Origin of the sequence: Parasphingomonas frigoris (assembly GCF_036663815.1) — a bacterium.
Lineage (GTDB): Bacteria > Pseudomonadota > Alphaproteobacteria > Sphingomonadales > Sphingomonadaceae > Sphingomonas.
The window spans coordinates 18,034-35,362 of sequence record NZ_JAXOJQ010000002.1; the positions used below are offsets into that span (position 1 = coordinate 18,034).

At 66.1% G+C, this 17,329-nt stretch carries 16 protein-coding genes and 1 tRNA gene; 11 read left to right on the plus strand and 6 right to left on the minus strand.

The features are described from left to right. Window positions 1–12 precede the first annotated feature (12 nt). Window positions 13–582: a CvpA family protein gene (locus tag U1872_RS05340; protein WP_332791860.1), complete on the minus strand. Its 570-nt coding sequence runs from the start codon at window positions 580–582 to the stop codon at window positions 13–15. Window positions 583–773: 191 nt separating this feature from the next. Continuing rightward, entirely contained in the window at window positions 774–2,144 is a 1,371-nt protein-coding gene (radA, locus tag U1872_RS05345; RefSeq protein WP_332791861.1) for a DNA repair protein RadA, read from the minus strand. A 161-nt stretch (window positions 2,145–2,305) separates the two neighbouring features. Between radA and U1872_RS05350 the strand changes: the two genes are divergently transcribed. Next, window positions 2,306–2,713 carry a BLUF domain-containing protein gene (locus U1872_RS05350; RefSeq protein WP_332791862.1) on the plus strand — a complete coding sequence of 136 codons (408 nt, stop codon included), beginning with the start codon at window positions 2,306–2,308 and terminating at the stop codon, window positions 2,711–2,713. A gap of 4 nt (window positions 2,714–2,717) precedes the next feature. Here the strand turns inward: U1872_RS05350 and U1872_RS05355 are convergent, their stop codons facing one another. Beyond that, window positions 2,718–3,422 carry a glutathione S-transferase N-terminal domain-containing protein gene (locus U1872_RS05355; RefSeq protein ID WP_332791863.1) on the minus strand — a complete coding sequence of 235 codons (705 nt, stop codon included), beginning with the start codon at window positions 3,420–3,422 and terminating at the stop codon, window positions 2,718–2,720. 75 nt (window positions 3,423–3,497) lie between these two features. Here U1872_RS05355 and U1872_RS05360 point away from each other — a divergent pair, with 75 nt between their 5' ends. Further along, on the plus strand, window positions 3,498–4,664 hold the full coding sequence (locus U1872_RS05360) for a glycosyltransferase family 4 protein (RefSeq protein WP_332791864.1): 1,167 nt from the start codon (window positions 3,498–3,500) through the stop codon (window positions 4,662–4,664). A gap of 101 nt (window positions 4,665–4,765) precedes the next feature. Here U1872_RS05360 and U1872_RS05365 read toward each other — a convergent pair whose 3' ends face one another. Both U1872_RS05365 and U1872_RS05370 read right to left on the minus strand, forming a co-directional pair. Continuing rightward, a complete protein-coding gene (locus tag U1872_RS05365) occupies window positions 4,766–5,080 on the minus strand; it encodes a DUF2218 domain-containing protein (protein ID WP_332791865.1) in 315 nt (104 codons plus the stop codon). Next, window positions 5,080–5,688, minus strand: a complete 609-nt coding sequence (locus U1872_RS05370) for a PadR family transcriptional regulator (RefSeq protein ID WP_443025334.1) — start codon at window positions 5,686–5,688, stop codon at window positions 5,080–5,082. Before U1872_RS05370 ends, U1872_RS05365 begins: the two co-directional genes overlap by 1 nt. A gap of 168 nt (window positions 5,689–5,856) precedes the next feature. On the opposite strand from U1872_RS05370, the gene U1872_RS05375 reads away from it, so the two are divergent. From U1872_RS05375 to U1872_RS05405, 7 genes are all read left to right on the plus strand, one after another. Continuing rightward, the gene (locus tag U1872_RS05375) at window positions 5,857–7,167 is read left to right on the plus strand and encodes a replication-associated recombination protein A (RefSeq protein WP_332791866.1); all 1,311 of its coding nucleotides are present in this window, start codon (window positions 5,857–5,859) and stop codon (window positions 7,165–7,167) included. Further along, window positions 7,164–7,505, plus strand: a complete 342-nt coding sequence (locus U1872_RS05380; RefSeq protein ID WP_332791867.1) for an MmcQ/YjbR family DNA-binding protein — start codon at window positions 7,164–7,166, stop codon at window positions 7,503–7,505. Before U1872_RS05375 ends, U1872_RS05380 begins: the two co-directional genes overlap by 4 nt. Next, window positions 7,502–8,362: a hypothetical protein gene (locus U1872_RS05385; protein WP_332791868.1), complete on the plus strand. Its 861-nt coding sequence runs from the start codon at window positions 7,502–7,504 to the stop codon at window positions 8,360–8,362. Before U1872_RS05380 ends, U1872_RS05385 begins: the two co-directional genes overlap by 4 nt. 17 nt (window positions 8,363–8,379) lie before the next feature. Further along, window positions 8,380–8,455: transfer RNA gene (locus tag U1872_RS05390), tRNA-Thr, on the plus strand. Window positions 8,456–8,952: 497 nt separating this feature from the next. Further along, entirely contained in the window at window positions 8,953–11,448 is a 2,496-nt protein-coding gene (locus U1872_RS05395; RefSeq protein ID WP_332791869.1) for a TonB-dependent receptor domain-containing protein, read from the plus strand. Window positions 11,449–11,599: 151 nt separating this feature from the next. Further along, window positions 11,600–13,450, plus strand: a complete 1,851-nt coding sequence (locus U1872_RS05400) for a methyl-accepting chemotaxis protein (protein WP_443025335.1) — start codon at window positions 11,600–11,602, stop codon at window positions 13,448–13,450. A 54-nt stretch (window positions 13,451–13,504) separates the two neighbouring features. Continuing rightward, window positions 13,505–14,545 carry a DUF2332 domain-containing protein gene (locus U1872_RS05405; RefSeq protein ID WP_332791871.1) on the plus strand — a complete coding sequence of 347 codons (1,041 nt, stop codon included), beginning with the start codon at window positions 13,505–13,507 and terminating at the stop codon, window positions 14,543–14,545. 529 nt (window positions 14,546–15,074) lie between these two features. Here the strand turns inward: U1872_RS05405 and U1872_RS05410 are convergent. Continuing rightward, window positions 15,075–15,626 carry a TetR/AcrR family transcriptional regulator gene (locus U1872_RS05410; RefSeq protein WP_332791872.1) on the minus strand — a complete coding sequence of 184 codons (552 nt, stop codon included), beginning with the start codon at window positions 15,624–15,626 and terminating at the stop codon, window positions 15,075–15,077. 72 nt (window positions 15,627–15,698) lie between these two features. Between U1872_RS05410 and U1872_RS05415 the strand changes: the two genes are divergently transcribed. Both U1872_RS05415 and U1872_RS05420 read left to right on the plus strand, forming a co-directional pair. Next, window positions 15,699–16,391 (plus strand): DUF1349 domain-containing protein, encoded by a 693-nt coding sequence (locus tag U1872_RS05415; RefSeq protein WP_332791873.1) that lies wholly within the window; start codon window positions 15,699–15,701, stop codon window positions 16,389–16,391. A 28-nt stretch (window positions 16,392–16,419) separates the two neighbouring features. Then, a complete protein-coding gene (locus U1872_RS05420) occupies window positions 16,420–16,977 on the plus strand; it encodes a sugar O-acetyltransferase (RefSeq protein WP_332791874.1) in 558 nt (185 codons plus the stop codon). The last annotated feature ends 352 nt before the right edge of the window (window positions 16,978–17,329 follow it).

Here is a 17,329-nt window from a genome sequence, read left to right on the forward strand (position 1 = left end):
ACCCCGCTACGCTCACTCTGCGGCGTTGTCGGTGTGGGGGTCGGGCGTTGGCCGCGTATAGGTGGCGCCGAACACCGGCTCGCCCTTGCGCCGCCGGTCGACGAAGTCGGCGATGCCCGCGCTGGTCGTGTTGAGCAGCGGATAGACCCTGGCCTGCGTCAGCCATTCGGGCCGGTGCGTGGGGCCACCGCTGACCGTATCGGTCATCAGCACGACGAGCAGGAACGCCAGGCTCGCCAGGATCAGCCCCTTGAGCGCGCCGAAACCGAAGCCGAGCGCGCGGTCGATCGGCCCGAGAATCGAATCGCGCGTGCGCGCGCCGATCGCATTGGCGACCATCCGCCCGCCGAAATAGGTCACGCCGGCGAGGATCGCGAACGCAAGCACCGCGGCGCCGGTGGTGGTGCCGACGATCCCGACCAGCGCATGCGTCAGCGGCACGTGGAACAGCTTGACCGCGAAGACGATCGCCACCCAGGCGAACAGCGACAGCACTTCGGTGACGAAACCGCGCAGCAGCCCGAGCGTGGCGGACCCGCCGACGGCGAGCAGAACGAGAATGTCGAGCGCGGTAAGATGCATCGTCGCGCCTTATCCGCGAGCGGTAGGGGAAGTCGAGGGGCGCGTGTCGCCTGCCCTTCCCTTTCCTCTCCCGCTTCCCCGGCGAAGCCCGGGGCCGAGGAGTAGGGCGTTCGGAGGAGAGGACCGCCCGCGCCTACCGTCGACGTCGCGACTGGGACCCGGCCTTCGCCGGCAAAGCGGGAGGGGAAAGCCTATCGCCCCAGCATATGCTCCACGAAACTCCCCAGCGTCTTGAACCCGCTGAGCTTCAAGCCGCTCTTGTCGTCTTGCACCGCCGCTGGCAGCAACGCCCGCTCGAACCCGAGCTTGGCGGCTTCCTTCAACCGCAACGGCCCATGCGCGACCGGCCGGATCTCGCCCGACAAAGCGAGCTCGCCGAACACCACCGCGTCGACCGGCACCGGCCGCTCGGACAGCGCCGAGATCAGTGCCGCCGCGACCGCGAGATCGGCCGCCGGATCCTGCACGCGGTAGCCGCCGGCGATGTTGAGATAGACTTCGCTCGACGAAAAACTGAGCCCACAGCGCGCCTCGAGCACCGCAAGCACCATCGCGAGGCGCCCGCTGTCCCAGCCGACCACCGCGCGCCGCGGCGTCGCGCCGCTTGCCAGCCGCACGACCAGCGCCTGGATCTCGACCAGCACCGGGCGCGTCCCCTCTAGCGCGGGGAACACCGTCATCCCGGTCACACTCTCGTCGCGCTGCGTCAGGAACAGGGCCGAGGGATTGCCGACCTCGGCCAGCCCTTCGGCGACCATCGCGAACACCCCGATCTCGTCGGTCCCGCCGAAGCGGTTCTTGATCGCGCGCAGGATGCGATATTGGTGGCTGCGCTCGCCCTCGAAGCTCAGCACGGTATCGACCATATGTTCGAGCACGCGCGGCCCCGCGATCGACCCGTCCTTGGTGACATGGCCGACCAGCACCACTGCCGTCCCGCGTTCCTTGGCGAAGCGGATCAGCTCCTGCGCCGAAGCGCGCACCTGGCTGACGGTGCCCGGCGCGCCCTCGATCAGGTCGCTGTGCATCGTCTGGATCGAATCGATCACCAGCAGCGCAGGCGGCTGCCCCTGCCCGAGCGTCGTCAGGATGTCGCGCGTCGAGGTCGCCGCCGCAAGCTGCACCGGCGCATGGCCGAGCCCGAGCCGTCGCGCGCGCAGCCGCACCTGGTCGGCGGCTTCCTCGCCCGAGACATAGGCGACGCGCAGGCCGGCGAGCGCCATCTTCGCCGCCGCCTGGAGCAGCAGCGTCGACTTGCCGATCCCCGGATCGCCGCCGATCAGCGTCGCCGATCCCTCGACGAACCCGCCGCCGAGCGCGCGGTCGAGCTCGGCGATCCCCGACGTCATCCGCTCGGGCAGCGCGATTTCGGCGTCGAGCGAGACCAGCGTCATCGTCCGACCGCCGCCCTGCAGATTATGCTTCGCCTGGAACGGCGTCACGGTTGCGCCGACTTCCTCGACCAGTGTGTTCCATTCGGCGCAATCGGCACATTGCCCCGCCCAGCGGTGCGATACCGATCCACAGGCCTGACAGACGTAACGCTTTTGAGGTTTTGCCATGCGGCAATGATAGCGGTTGCGGAACGGGAGGGGAACAGATTTTCCCAGCCCGACCCCGCACTCTCCGATCGTATTGATCGAGATCAAATCAATGTCGCGATGTTTACCAAAATTTGTCAGTTCGCCCGGGTAATGGAAAGCGCCCCCCCGGAGTGTCTCCCATGCAACGCCTCATCTACATCAGCAGCACCCGCACCGTCCTCGCGGCCGACGAGCTCGACAGCATTCTGCGCGTTTCGCGCCGCAACAATGCCGCCGCGGGGGTGACCGGGCTGCTCGTCGCGGGCGGGCGGCGGTTCCTGCAGGTGCTCGAGGGCGAGCCGGCGGCGCTCGACACCGTGTTCCAGCGCATCCAGCAGGACCCGCGGCATCACGCCGTAGTCATCCTGTCACGCACCGACATCACGACGCCTAGCTTCGGCGCGTGGTCGATGGGCTATGCACAGGGCGGCGCGACCGCCACCGCGGCGAGCCTGCCCGACACCGTCGCGCAGCTGCTCGCGCCCGTCAGCGATCCGAGCGTCCGCGGCTATTTCGAAGGCTTCGCGCAGGTCCACAAGGCCGCGTGACGCCTTAGCCGCGCGCCGGGATCGCCAGCCCGCGCTGGACGGCCGGGCGTGCGAGGCCCCGCTCGAGCCACGCCTTGACGTTGCGAAACCCGTCGAACCCGACCAGTTCGCCCGCGCCGTAGAAACCGATCAGGCCGTTGACCCAGCCGAGCATCGAGATGTCGGCGATCGAATAGTCGTCGCCCAGGAACCAGGTCTTGTCCGCCAGCACGCCGTCCATCACGCCGAGCAGCCGCTTCGCCTCGGCGACGTAGCGGTCGCGCGGGCGCTTGTCCTCAAAGTCCTTGCCGACAAACTTCACGAAGAAGCCGACCTGCCCGAACATCGGCCCGACGCCGCCCATCTGGAACATCAGCCACTGGATCGCATGCCAGCGCGCGGCGGGATCTGCCGGGAGGAACTGCCCGGTCTTCTCGGCAAGATAGAGCAGGATCGCGCCCGATTCGAACAAGGCCAGCGGCGCGCCACCGGGACCGTCGGGATCGAGGATCGCGGGGATCTTGCCGTTGGGATTGAGCGCCTCGAATTCGGGCGACTTCTGGTCGTCCTTGGCGAAATCGACCAGATGGACCTCATAGGGTAGCCCGGTCTCCTCGAGCATGATCGACACCTTCACCCCGTTCGGCGTCGGCAGCGAATAGAGCTGGAGCCGGTCGGGATGCGCCGCCGGCCAGCGCTGCGTGATCGGGAAGGTGGAAAGATCGGTCATCGAACGGCTCCTCGGGCGCGCAATAGCTGCACGGGAGATAGTCATCTGCCACGCGCTTCGCTATGGCGCCGAGCGATGCAAGCTTCCGATCTTCGCGTGGCGCTGTTCAGCGGCAACTACAATTACACGCGCGACGGCGCGAACCAGACGCTCAACCTGCTCGTCGGCCATTTGCTGAGCCGCGGCGTGAAGGTGCGGATCTACGCGCCGACCAGCCGCACGCCCGCTTTCCCGCCGACCGGCGACCTCGTCAGCGCGCCCTCGATCCGGATTCCGCTGCGCGGCGATTACAAGCTGACGCGCGGCATGGGCCACCGCGTGCGGCGCGATCTCGATGCCTTCGCGCCCAACATGATCCATGTCTCGGCGCCCGACCGGCTCGGCCACAAGGCGCTGAACTATGCCGAAAAGCACAATATCGCCTCGGTCGCGTCGTATCACACGCGGTTCGAGACCTACATGCAATATTACGGCCTCGATTTCCTGGTACCGATGATGATCCGCGCGCAGGCGCGCTTCTACAGCCGCGTCGACGACGTGCTGGTGCCGAGCCAGATGATGGGCGAGATCCTCCACGACTGGGGCGTGCCGACGCCGGTCACGCGCTGGTCGCGCGGGGTCAATCACGAACGCTTCAACCCGGCGCGGCGCGATCTCGGCTGGCGGCGCAACCTCGGCATCGCCGACGACGAGATCGCGGTCGGGTTCCTCGGCCGGCTGGTCAAGGAAAAGGGCCTCGACGTCTTCGCCAAGGCGATCAAGACGCTCAAGCAGCGCGGCGTGAAGCATCGCACTTTCGTCGTCGGCGAGGGGCCGGCGCGCGACTGGTTCGTGCAGGAAGTCCCCGACGCGGTGTTCGCCGGCTACATGACCGGCGACGACCTCGGCAAGGCGGTCGCGTCGATGGACGTGTTCTTCAACCCGAGCGTTACCGAGACCTTCGGCAACGTCACGCTCGAGGCGATGGCGGCGGGCGTGCCCGTCGTCGCGGCACGCGCAAGCGGCGCCGTCGGGCTGATCGAGGACGGCGTGACCGGGCTGATCGTCCCGCCGACCGATATCGAGGGCTATGCCGACGCGCTCCAGCGCTTCTGCGAGGATGACGCTTTCCGCCGCAGCGCGGGCGGGGCCGGGCATGCGGCCGCAGCGACCTATCAGTGGGAGCGGATCAACCAAGCCGTGCTCGACACCTATCTTGCGGTTCTGGAACGGCGCGCTGCCGGCGCGGCGAAGGTCGCGTAACGCTCAGGTTTCGCTTCCCGGCTTCCCCTTCTCCCCTTGCAGTGAAGCGTGAAGCAGGAGGGGAGAAGACGGAAACGGCGCCCGTCCCCTCCCCGCCCGCCTCACCCCCAGTCGTAGCGCAACGGCGCCTCGCGAAACGCGAAGCGGTCGACATGGCGCGCCACCGCGCCCTTCAACCCGTCGAGCTGCTCGACCGACGTCGCGTCGATCCGCACCTCGAGCACATCGGGATGCGCATCGAACGTCACCGTCGCGTCGCCGGGATGCGAGGCCCCGCGCGCATCCTTGGGGAAGACGATCGTCCCATGCTCGGGGGTGAACTCCACCGCCAGATTATGCTCCCAATGCTTGCACGTCTGCTGGAGGTACTTGCTCGCCGAAGCGGTCGGCACGCGCGCGGTTGCGGTGTAGGCCATCACAGGCGCTCGATCTTCTGCGCGGCGTCGTCGATCAGCGCGACGATCTGGTGGAGCGTTTCCTGCTCGACCTCTTCGTGGCGCAGCTTGTGCACCAGCACCTCGCGCAGATTGCCCATCGCGCGCCGCACCGACGAACTCTCGGTCCGCGCCCGCTCGGCACCGACTTCGGCGAGCCGCGCGAACAGCGCCTCGACCAGCTCGCCATTCTCGGCGAGCAGCGCCGTGCCCGCTTCGGTGATCGCGAAGAGCTTCTTCGCCCCCTCGGCCTGCCGCGCCTCGATCAGCTCCATTTCGTCGAGCAAGGTCAGCGTCGGATAGACCACGCCCGGGCTCGGCGCATAGGCGCCGCCGGTGAGATCCTCGATCGAGCGGATCAGGTCATAGCCGTGGCGCGGCTCGTCGGCGATCAGCTTGAGCAGGACGAGCCGGAGCTCGCCGCCGTCGAACATCCGCCGGCCGCGCGGGCCACCGCGCCCTTCACCCTCGCCCCGGCCAGCGCCGCGCCCGCCACCGAAGTGCCGCCCGCCGCCTGGCCCACCGCGCATGCCCATACGGCCGTGCCCGGGTTGGCAGCCGTGGCTGCCGCGTTCTGAAAATCCAAACATATCGTTCCTTCTGTATAACACGATGGCACTAAGATATATCTTGGCGCAGTCTTCGCAAGGGGCGGTCCTGACTTTTTTCGGGCCCCTGCCCGCATTGCGGACCAAGCCCCCTCCCCCTCCCATCCGCCACGGGTGGTTAGCGCCCCCCGGAACGCCTATCTCCAGGCGATGCCCGATCTTTTCGCCGCCTTCGATCCGCCCGCCGCCGAGGCCGTCAGCGCGACCGCCCCGCTCGCCGATCGCCTCCGCCCGACCACGCTCGCCGAGGTCGTCGGGCAGGAGCATATCACCGGGCCCGAGGGCGCGATCGGGCGGATGGTCGCCGCCGGGCGGCTGTCGTCGATGATCCTGTGGGGTCCGCCCGGCACCGGCAAGACGACGATCGCGCGGCTGCTCGCCGATGCCGTCGGCCTGCGCTTTGTCGCGATCTCGGCGGTGTTCTCAGGGGTCGCCGACCTCAAGAAAGCCTTCGCCGAGGCGCGCGACCATGCCCGCATCGGCAAGCGCACGCTGCTGTTCGTCGACGAGATCCACCGCTTCAATCGCGCGCAGCAGGACGGCTTCCTACCCTATGTCGAGGATGGCACCGTCACCCTGGTCGGCGCGACGACCGAAAACCCGTCGTTCGAGCTCAACGCCGCCGTGCTCAGCCGTGCGCAGGTGCTGATCCTCCACCGGCTCGATCACGCGGCGCTCGGCAAGCTGTTCGACCGTGCGGAGCAGATCGAGGATCAGCCGCTTCCGCTCACGCCGCAAGCGCGCGACGCGATGATCGCCAGCGCCGATGGCGACGGCCGCTTCCTGCTCAACCAGGCCGAGACCTTGTTTGCGGTCAACCTGCCCGAGCCGCTCGACCCCGCCGGCCTCTCGGCGTTCCTGCAACGCCGCGTCGCGGTCTACGATAAGGATCGCGAGGGGCATTACAACCTCATCTCCGCGCTCCACAAAGCGGTGCGTGGCTCCGACCCGCAGGCCGCGCTTTACTATCTCGCGCGGATGCTCACCGCGGGCGAGGAGCCGCTCTATTTGCTGCGCCGGATGGTGCGGATGGCGGTCGAGGATATCGGTCTCGCCGATCCCGGCGCGCTGACGCAGTGCCTCGCCGCCAAGGACGCGTACGACTTCCTCGGCAGCCCAGAGGGCGAACTCGCGATCGCGCAGGCGTGCCTGTATCTCGCCACCGCGCCCAAATCGAACGCCGCCTACAAGGCGCAGAAGGCCGCCTGGGCCTCGGCGCGCGAGACGGGATCGCTGATGCCGCCCGAGAACATCCTCAACGCGCCGACCAAGCTGATGAAGGAAATCGGCTACGGCAAGGGCTATGCCTACGACCATGACACCGCCGATGGCTTTTCGGGTGCGAACTATTGGCCCGCCGAGATGACGCCGCAGACCTTCTACGTGCCGACCGAGCGCGGCATGGAGAAGCGCATCGCCGAGCGCATGGCGTGGTGGGCGAGCCTGAAGCACAGCGAATGACCAACTGGGACGCCATCGCCGCCTTTGCGCTGACGCTCCCAGACACCGTCGCGGGCACGCATTATGGCAGCCCGGCGATCAAGGTCGCGAGCAACGGCCGCGCCTTCGTATCGTCGGGCAGCGAGGCCGGATCGTTCGTGCTGGCGATCGACCAGGACAGCAAGCAGCTGCTGATCGAGACCGACCCCGCCACCTTCTGGCAGACGCCGCATTATGAAGGCTGGCCGAACCTGCTCGTGCGCTACGCCAGCGACGATCCCGCGCGCGTCAAAGCCATGATCGAGCACGCGCGCGACCAGACCGCCGCGCGCAAGCCGGCGCGACCGCGCAAGACGTGACACCGCAGCATTTCACGCAGTTTGCCGCGATCGACTGGTCGGGTGCGAAGGGCGCGCGCCATCCCGGCATCGCGCTCGCCATCTGCGAGGCGGGTGACGCCGCCCCGGTGCTGGTCGCGCCGCCGCGCGGTGTCTGGTCGCGTGCTGACATCCTCGCCTGGCTGCGCGCCGACGCCGCCGCCCCGCGACTGGTCGGCTTCGACTTCAGCTTCGCGCCGCCGCTGGTCGACCGCGGCGCCTATCTTCCCGGCGAGACGACCCCGGCGACGGCACGCGCCTTCTGGGGCTATGTCGACGCCCACGCGTCCGACCCCGACCTCGGCGCCGCCTCGTTCCTCGAGGCCCGCCGCGGCACGCATTTCTATCTCGGCGCGGCCGACGGCACCAAGGCCGACTTCCTCCATTTCCGCCGATGCGAGACGCGGCTCAACGCCGCCGGATTCGGCAAGCCGTCGACCGTCTATGACGCGATCGGTGCGGCGCAGGTCGCCAAGGCGAGCTTTGCCGGGATGCGGCTGCTGCATCATCTCGGCCCCGCCATCCCGGTCTGGCCGTTCGATCCGCCGCCGCGCCACGGCACCTGCGTCGTCGAAATCTACACCACGATCGCGGCGCGCGCCGCGGGGCTGCGCAAGGGGCTGAGCAAGCTGCGCGATTCCGCCGCGCTCGACGCAGCGCTCGCCACGCTCGGCAGCCGCCCGCACGCCCCGCTCGCGCGCTACACCGACCACGCCACCGACGCGATCCTCACCGCCGCCTGGCTCCGCGCCAACGCGCGGCGCGCGGACTTATGGGCGCCCCCCGCCCTCTCCCCAAAAATCGCGCACAGCGAGGGCTGGACCTTCGGCATCGTCTGACGCATTTAGGGCGCCGTGCCGGCTTAGCTCAGTTGGTAGAGCGCCAGTTTTGTAAACTGGATGTCGCGGGTTCGATTCCTGCAGCCGGCACCACTTCGGATCCTCGAGATTCGGCTCACAACTCATTGATCTAGAGATCTAAAGTCGGCTGCTGGGTTCGCCTGATTTAGACCAGGCGAGACTACTTAGACAGGTCTTGTGACCTGTTTTGACCTGCTCCCCCGAGGTCATGCCATTGGTAAGGCAGCTCGTCAGAGAGACGAGCGATGTTTGCCATGCTGAATCAAACCCACCCGGTGCGCGCCCCCCTCCGAGTTACCATCATCGGATCTTGGCATAACAGCACGAAACACGCTGTGGTGCGCACGGTCGCCGTCCCGGCGCGGCAAGCGGATGATGCCTTGCCAATAGGAACATCGCGAAAAACTGCACAAAAAAACCTCGATCGATCAATGCTCTCTTACAATGACTGCAGGAGCCCTTCGATCACTCCGCAAGTCTTTGAGCATTGGTCAGTCACATCGCAAACGCATCTGAATCTGTCGTCACGGCGGATTGAGCGGGCGCTTGCCTTTCAAATGGATATTAGGTTGAAGCCCCATCGCCTGCTGATTACCGTCGCGCCACTGGCGCTGGTGCTGCCCGCTTTCGCTTATGCGTCGCCGGTGCCGGCGGCTGCCGACGCGCCGTCGGCTGCGGTCACCCCGGCTGTCGAAGCATCGGTCGATAAGGCCCCGGCCAAGGAAGTCTTCTCCACTGGCGTCGCCAAGGCACGCGATCTGCTCGACAGTGCGATTTCGACCAGCGCTCTTGATCAGCACGACATCCTCAAGCTCTCACCCCTGTCGGTCGCGGATCTGCTGCGCGACCTGCCCGGCGTGCGCTCCGATGCCTCGCAAGGCGAGGGCTATGGCAACATTTCGATCCGCGGGCTGCCGATCGCATCGACCGGCAGCAAGTTCGTGCAATTGCAGGAAGACGGGCTCCCGGTGCTCGAATTCGGCGACATCGCGTTCGCCACTGCCGACACCTTCCTGCGCTTCGATTCGACCGTGGGGGAGGTGCAGGCAATCCGCGGAGGCTCGGCTTCCACCTTCGCGTCGAATTCTCCCGGCGGCGTGATCAACTTCATCTCGAAGACCGGCGTCAATCCCGGCGGGTCGATCCAGACCACGCTCGGGCTGGATTATCGGTCCTACCGGCTGGACTTCGACTATGGCGCGCCTCTGTCGGACACGCTTCGCGTCAATGTCGGCGGCTTCTATCGCCGCGGCGAGGGGCCGCGGGCGATTGGCTATGACGGTCAGGATGGCGGCCAGATCAAGATCAACGTTACCAAGACATTCGCTGGCGGCGGCTACGTCCGCGTCTACGGCAAGTATCTGAACGACCGGACGCCGGCCTATGGCTATATACCGATGCAGGTGACCGGCTCCGACGGCAATCCGACCTATTCGAGCATTCCGGGGTTCGACCTCAAGCGCGATACGCTGTTGAGCAGGAATTTCACCACCATCGTCGGCCTGGACCAGAACAACAATCTCGCGGGCAAGAGCATGCGTGACGGTCAGCATCCCGTCGTCAAAGCCGCAGGGTTCGAGGCCCAGTTCGACGTTGCCGGCTGGTCGGTGACGGATCGCTTCCGCTACTCTGGTATCAGCGGCAGCTTCGTCAATCCCGAATTCGTCCAGTTCGCGGTCGCACCGGCGGTGATGGGCCGTGTCGGCGGCTTTGGCGGAACGCTGACCTATGCCAGCGGCCCGAATGCGGGAAAGACGATCACCAATCCGTCGACGCTCAACGGCAACGGCCTGCTTGCGGCGGCGACTTACGCCAACAACAGCTACAATAATCTCGACAATGTGACCAATGACATTCGCGCGAGCCGCACCTGGAACATCGGCAGCGGCGCGCTCACGACGACCGGCGGATTTTACAAGTCGCGACAGAATATCGGCATCTCCTACCTTTGGTCATCGGTGCTCCAAGACGTCGTCGGCGGCGGAAACGCGAGCCTGATCGACGTCACTTCGGCCACAGGCACAGCCGTTACCCAGAACGGCTTTTATGGCTTCGGCGCTGCGCTCCTTGGCGGGTGCTGCCGAAACACATACGACATGGCCTATGACGTCAACGCGCCGTACGGCTCGGTCAACTACCACATCGGCAAACTCTCGGTCGGTGCGAGCGCACGTTATGATATGGGGAGCGCGAACGGCACCTACAGCCAGGGTGGCCAGACGTCCTATGACATCAACGGTGACGGCAAGATTTCCGATGCGGAAAGCCGTACTTCGCTTTCGAGCCTAAGCTCGCCGGGCCTGATCGATTATTCCTACCACACGCTCTCCTACTCGGTCAGCGCCAATTATCGTCTTGCCCAGGCATGGTCGCTGTTCGGCCGCTATAGCCGCGGCGGACGCGCCAATTCCGAGCGCATCGTGGACGCGCGTTACATCAACTTCAGCGACGGCAGCTTGCGTCGTGCATCGGCGGCTGTCGACCATGTGACCCAGGCCGAGGGAGGCTTCAAATATCGCACCGACTCGACGATGTTCAATCTCACAGCCTTCTGGGCGGAATCACAGGATACCAACCTCGATCCGCGCAACGGGGCGCCGATCGACCGCCTGTTCCGCGCCAAGGGTGTCGAGTTCGAAGGCAGCTACACCCGTGGGATCGCCAGCATCGCGGCCGGCGCGACCTACACCAGCGCGAAGATTGCCAAGGACGGGATCGATCCAACCTATATCGGCAAGACCCCGCACAATCAGGCGCACCTGATCTATCAGGTTACGCCGCAGATCAACGCCGACCGCTTCACCGTCGGGGCGGTGTTCATCGGGACCACCGGTAGCTACGCGACCGATGAGAACCTGCTGCGCCTGCCAGCCTATGTCACGACCAACGCGTTCGTGCAGCTTCATGCGACCAAGCAACTGCTGCTGTCTGTGAATGCCAACAATCTGTTCGACGTTGCGGCTATCACCGGTGTTCTGGACGCGACCATCCCTGCGGGCGGGATCGTTCAGGGACGTACCCTCACGGGTCGCACTCTTTCCGCGACGGCACGACTGGATTTCTGACGCATCTGCGGATCGCCCCGGGGCTTGGCCGAGCGGCCACGCCCCGGATCAGCGGCTGATGCAGCTTCACCTGACTCGCACCCGAGCGCCGCAGGTCGCCCGCGCGACGCCTTGCTCGCTTGCCGCCATTGGTCTTACCGAAAGTCCCTAAATGTTAAAATCCATGAAGATCCCGCGAAAGCTCGCATTGTCCTTCCTCATCATCTGCCTGTCGGCGGCGGCGATGATGGCGGTGTTCTTCACCAGCATTGCCTCGATCCGCACGGCATCGAACGGTAACAACCTCAGCCAGACGATCCACGCGCAGGCCCTGACGCTGGAGACGTCGCTGCTGCGCCAGAACAGCCAGATGCGCGGGTTTCTGGTCACCGCCGATCCGACCTATCTCAAATCCTATGGCGAAGCGCAGGCCGAGTATGACAGCACGTCGATCGCACTGGAGGCCGCGTTGCAAAGCGAGCCGGCAGAGCTTGCCGCGCTGCTCAAGTCGCGCACTGCGACGCTCGACTGGCGCAAGGCCTGGGGCGACCGCTTGATCGAGCGCGTCAAGCGCGGCGAGCGCGATGCCGCCCAAGCCGACGTCCGCGCCGCGGGCAAAGCGGTGCTGACCACCGCGGCTGTGCTGCCGTTGCGCGACATTCGCGACGCCGAGGAAGCGCTGATCGCCAAGAATTCGGCGCTGCAGACGGGCGCGATCAGCGGTGCCGTTACGGCATTGATCATCGGCGGAATCGCGTTGATCACAATCGCGATCGCGCTCGCCTTCGTTCTGGCGCGCTTGATCGCGCAGCCGGTATCGCGGTTGACCAAGGCAATGGCCGATCTTGCGGCGGGCAAGAACGACCTGAATGTGCCGGACCTCGATCGCGGCGACGAAATCGGCGACATGGCACGCGCGGTGCTGATCTTTCGCGATGCCGCCGTCGCCAAGGAGGCGGCCGACCAGCGCGCCGCGCTGGCCGAGGCCGAGCAGCAGATGGTGGTCGATACGGTCTCGCTGCATCTGTCGGAGGTCGCCGAGGGCAATCTCACCGCCCAGATCACCCGCGACTTCCCCAGCACCTACGCCGCGGTGAAGACCAATTTCAACGCGGCGGTGGTCGCCCTGCGCGAGCTGATCTCCTCGGTGCGCGAGTCGACCGCGTCGATCCGCACCGGGTCGGTCGAGATCGCGCAGGCATCGGAGGATCTGGCGCGCCGGACCGAGAGCAACGCGTCCAATCTCGAAGAAACGTCGGCCGCCGTGGTCCAGATGGACGGCCGCCTGAAGAATACCGCCGAAGCCGCAAACCGCACCGCCGAGCGTGCCAACGGCACGATGGCCACTGTGGCCGACGGGCGCTCCACGGCGGACGAGGCGGTGCAGGCGATGAGCCGGGTTTCCGATAGCGCCAAGGGTATCGACAGCGTCATCGAAGGACTCGACAAGATCGCCTTCCAGACCCGCGTGCTGGCGATGAACGCGGCGGTCGAGGCCGGGCGTGCCGGTGATGCCGGTCGGGGTTTCGCGGTCGTCGCCGATCTCGTTTCCGCGCTGGCGATGCGCGCCGAAGAGGAAGCCGGTCGTGCGCGCGATCAGTTGAGCGCCACCCAGACCGACATCGGCACCGCGGTCGAGGCGGTGCACAAGGTCGATGCCGCGCTGGCCGATATTACGACAGGCGTCAGTGACGTGAACCAGCTGCTCGGCGCGATCGCGACAGACAATCAGGCGCAGTCGAGTGCGATCACGCAAATCAGCGCGGCGATCTCGACGATGGATCAGGCGACCCAGCAAAATGCGGCGATGGTCGAGGAGACATCGGCCGCGGCGAGCAAGCTCGCGACCGAAGTCAACGGCCTGTCAGAGCACGCTGCCCGCTTCAATGTGGGCGGCCCGGACACCGTCGCCAAACGGCCGGCCCGGGCGCGCTTCGACGGACCGGTGAAGCAGCTTCCGGCGGCTGCGGTCGCCAAGCTGGTGCGCCCGGCGTCCGGCGGCGAGGATTGGCAGTCCTTCTAGCCCCAGTCTCTCGTCACCGTCTTCGCCGCACTGCGGCACTACCAGGGAACCGATATGAACAGGATTGCGTCGTCTCCCGAACGCGGGGAGTTGTGGCGCTATGCCGAAGTAGCGCGCTCCCTGGGGTCGCCATTCGTGGCGGCAGTGCTCGAAGCCGGCGAGCGCCAATTGGCACGTGCGCCCCGCACTGCCGCACTGATCCGCCATTGGCCCGGCGACGCCGGCCGCGACGCGGTTGCCATGCGGTTCAATGCCGCGCTCCATGCGATCGCCCGGGCCGGGCGCCAACCGGCGCTTAGCGCGCTTTACACGCAGCAGCATGATGATTTTGACGGATCAATCGGCGCTGCGATGGCCGCTTCAGATGATGTCATCGCGGTGGCGATGCAGGACACTCCGCAGACCAACGAAGTCGGCCGGTCCGCGGCGATCGCTGCGGCACTGATGGTGGTGCGACAGCAGTTCGGCTTGCCGTTCGAAGTGCTCGAGATCGGCTCGAGTTGCGGCCTCAACCTCAATCTCGGCCATTATGCCTACCAGCTCGGGGGCATTTCGGCCGGAGTCAGCGGCTCCTCCGTACAGATTGCGCCGACATGGTCCGGCGGGGACCCGCCTTGGGCACCGATCGAAGTCGGCGCTGCGCGCGGTGTCGACCTCAATCCTCTCAAGGCGAGCGACCCCGGCACGCGGGATCGGTTGCTGTCTTATGTTTGGGCCGACCAACCGCATCGCGCGCGGCGGTTACAATCCGCGCTGGCGCTGGCGCTGTGCCATCCGCCGCGGATCGATCATGCGAATGCCGTGCCCTGGCTGGCGGCACGACTGAAGGACGAGCAGGCCGTCGGGCACTGTCGTGTGATCTTCCACTCGATGGTGTTGCAATATCTTACCGAGCAGGACCGCCATCTCATCACGAGCACGATACGCGACGCCGGTGCGCGTGCCACCGCGGACAGGCCACTGGCGTGGATCAGTTTTGAATGGGCGCCGATGCGCGACGAAGTGCAGCTGTGCCTGACGTGCTGGCCGGGCGGTCAGGTCCGCCTGTTGGCGACTTGCCATGCTTATGGCGAATGGATCGATTGGCGAGCATGACGACCATTGTGCGCCACCGCCGACGCTCGCACCAGGATCGAGGACCGGCGGCGGGCTCATAAGGCGAGCCGTCCTCACCCATCGCTTGGCTGGAAAGTCACCTGATCCCAGCGTCCGTCACCGGATACTTGCTATCGTCTGAACGGCATGGGCCTTTAACGGTATCTCTCGCGCGATAGGATCTCAGTACGACCGTCCCGCGGGCCGTCGGGACGATCTATGCGGGTATCGCCGGCCTCAGGCTGCTGCAGCCCCCGATCGCCTTTCCGCCGATCGACCTCCAGCAATTCTCGCACCGGCGAGTCCACTCCGATCCGGCGGTTCGCTGGTTCCGGGCTTTGGTCGCCGAGCTATTTCTGGGCAAGGATCCGACGATGACCCTCGACCCTCCCGGTACGCCTGCGACAGCCGCGCGGAGACGCGGGAAGCCGCCGTCGGCTGACTGAGCGGTTCCCCGCCCTGTCCTGCGCGACCCGAGATGCGGTTGAACGGCGCTCGCTGGGCATGTCTGACCGCCGGCCTTCGCGCGTCAGTCCGTTCCGGCGATCCGTTCGACGAGCGTCCGGATCGCCGCACGATCGAGCGGTGCGACATCAATCGAATTGTGGATCCCGATCCCCTCCACCAGAGCATCCAACGCACGTGCGGTAAGCGGGTCGAAAAAACGTCCGAGCGCCAGGCGGCTGCTGTCCATCCATCGCTGCATCACCTCCGTGACGGACGGGTGGCGCGCCGCAAAGGCATAGAGTTCGTAGCTGAGCAGCAATGTGCGCGGTTCGGCCCAGACTGAGTCGGCGATGATGTCTATCACGGCCTCGCGCGCTTCCGACCGATCCGTCGCCTCACTCAACCGGGTGCTGAACGCCGCTGATGCCGTGGTCGCCAGTTGCACGAAGGCCGTGGTGATCAGCGCCTCCAGCGAGGAGAAATAGTAGGTTACCGATCCAAGCGGTACGCACGCCTGCGCCGCGATCCGGCGATGGGTGGTGTCCGCCACACCGTGGTGTGCGATCACATCAAGGGTTGCATCGACGATCCGCTGCCGCCTTCCCGGATCATTCTTTCCGAATCGCTCCGCCATTATGCTTCACCTCGTCGCGGGATGTGTGTACATTCGTACACGAATATATCTTCATCCATAAGGGCAAGACGCATGGCAGACCCCATCCTTTCACGACGCGCCGTCATGGCGGGCGCCGCCGCGCTCACTGTCCCGGCCATCGCACGCGCCGCTCGGGTCGCCGATGCCACCGGCAAGAGTGTGCTGGGCCGACGCGATGGCCGCTGGCTGAACGAACCCAAGGAGTGGAGCGTCGATGCTGCGGGCGATCTGTCGGTAGTGACCGACAAGGGCAGCGATTTCTGGCGTGAGACGCACTACGGCTTCACCCGCGACAGTGGGCACTTTCTCGGGTTTACTGCTCCGGCGGCATTCACCGCACAGATTCGCATCCGCGGAAACTATGACAAGCTGTATGATCAGGCCGGGATCATGGTGCGTGTCGATGAAAAGCGGTGGGTCAAGGCAGGAATCGAGCTGTCGGACGGGCGCGCGATGCTGAGCAGCGTGCTGACCGATGGCAAATCGGACTGGGCGACCGGTCCGTACGAGCATGACGCACGCGATTTCTGGATGCGGGCGACGGTTGCCGAGGGCGTCCTGCGTCTGCAGGTATCGTCGGACGCAAAGACGTGGCCCCTCGTCCGGCTCGCGCCCTTCCCCGTCGCGTCCTCCTATCAGGTCGGGCCGATGGCCTGCACGCCCGAACGCGATGGCCTGCATATCCGCTTTTCGGATCTCGCCATCACCGCCCCGCTAGGCAAGGACCTTCACGATCTCAGCTGAGCCGAACACCATAACCGAAAAAGAAAAGATGCTCCGCGGCGACCTGTATACCGCCGACGATGCCGAACTGGCTGCCGACGGGGCCTATGCCGCGGCGTGGCTGGCGCGCTATAATGCTGCGTCAGCTGCGCCGGCCGTGGAGCGGCACGCGCTGCTGGTCGAGGCGATGGGGCATGCGGGCGATGGCGTCGTCGTTCGGTCGCCGTTTCATTGCGACTATCTGTATAACATCCACCTGGACGATGGCGTTTTCCTGAACTTCGGCTGCGTCGTGCTCGATGTCGTCGCGGTGCGGATCGGCGCTGGGACGCAGATCGGACCCGGCGTGCAGATCCTGACCGCCGATCATCCGCGGGATCCGGCGTTGCGCGCCAAGCGGCTCGAATTCGGCCGACCGGTGACGATCGGCCGCAACGTCTGGATCGGCGCGGGCGCGCTGGTCCTGCCCGGGGTGACGATCGGCGATGACGCGATCGTAGGGGCCGGCAGCGTCGTAAACCGCGATGTCGACGCCGGGGCGACCGTTGCCGGCGTACCTGCCCGTGTCGTATCGGGCAAAACCGGCGATATTGGTGCGCGGCGCTAACGGAGACCGGCCCTCAAGCCGCTAGGCCGTTGGGAATACGGTCTATGATTTCGCCCAGGCCGACCCGATCCGATAGCCCATCGGGTCCCGAGCCGCCTCAAACGTCACGGCGCCCGGCTCAAGACGGCACTATTGGGTCGCGCCTGTCGGGATCGTCCTAGGGGACGTCGAGCGGAAACGCGTTCAGACAATGCGTCCTGCCGTTTCGCGTTATACACGCTCGAGGTCTTACACCCCAGGTTCCGTTGAAACCGGTAGTGGCTGTCGCGGAAGCGAGATCGGGACCCGATCGACATCGCCTCCTCTTCCCCGTGTAAAGAAATGCGGTATTCGCTAACGGCAACCGAGGACG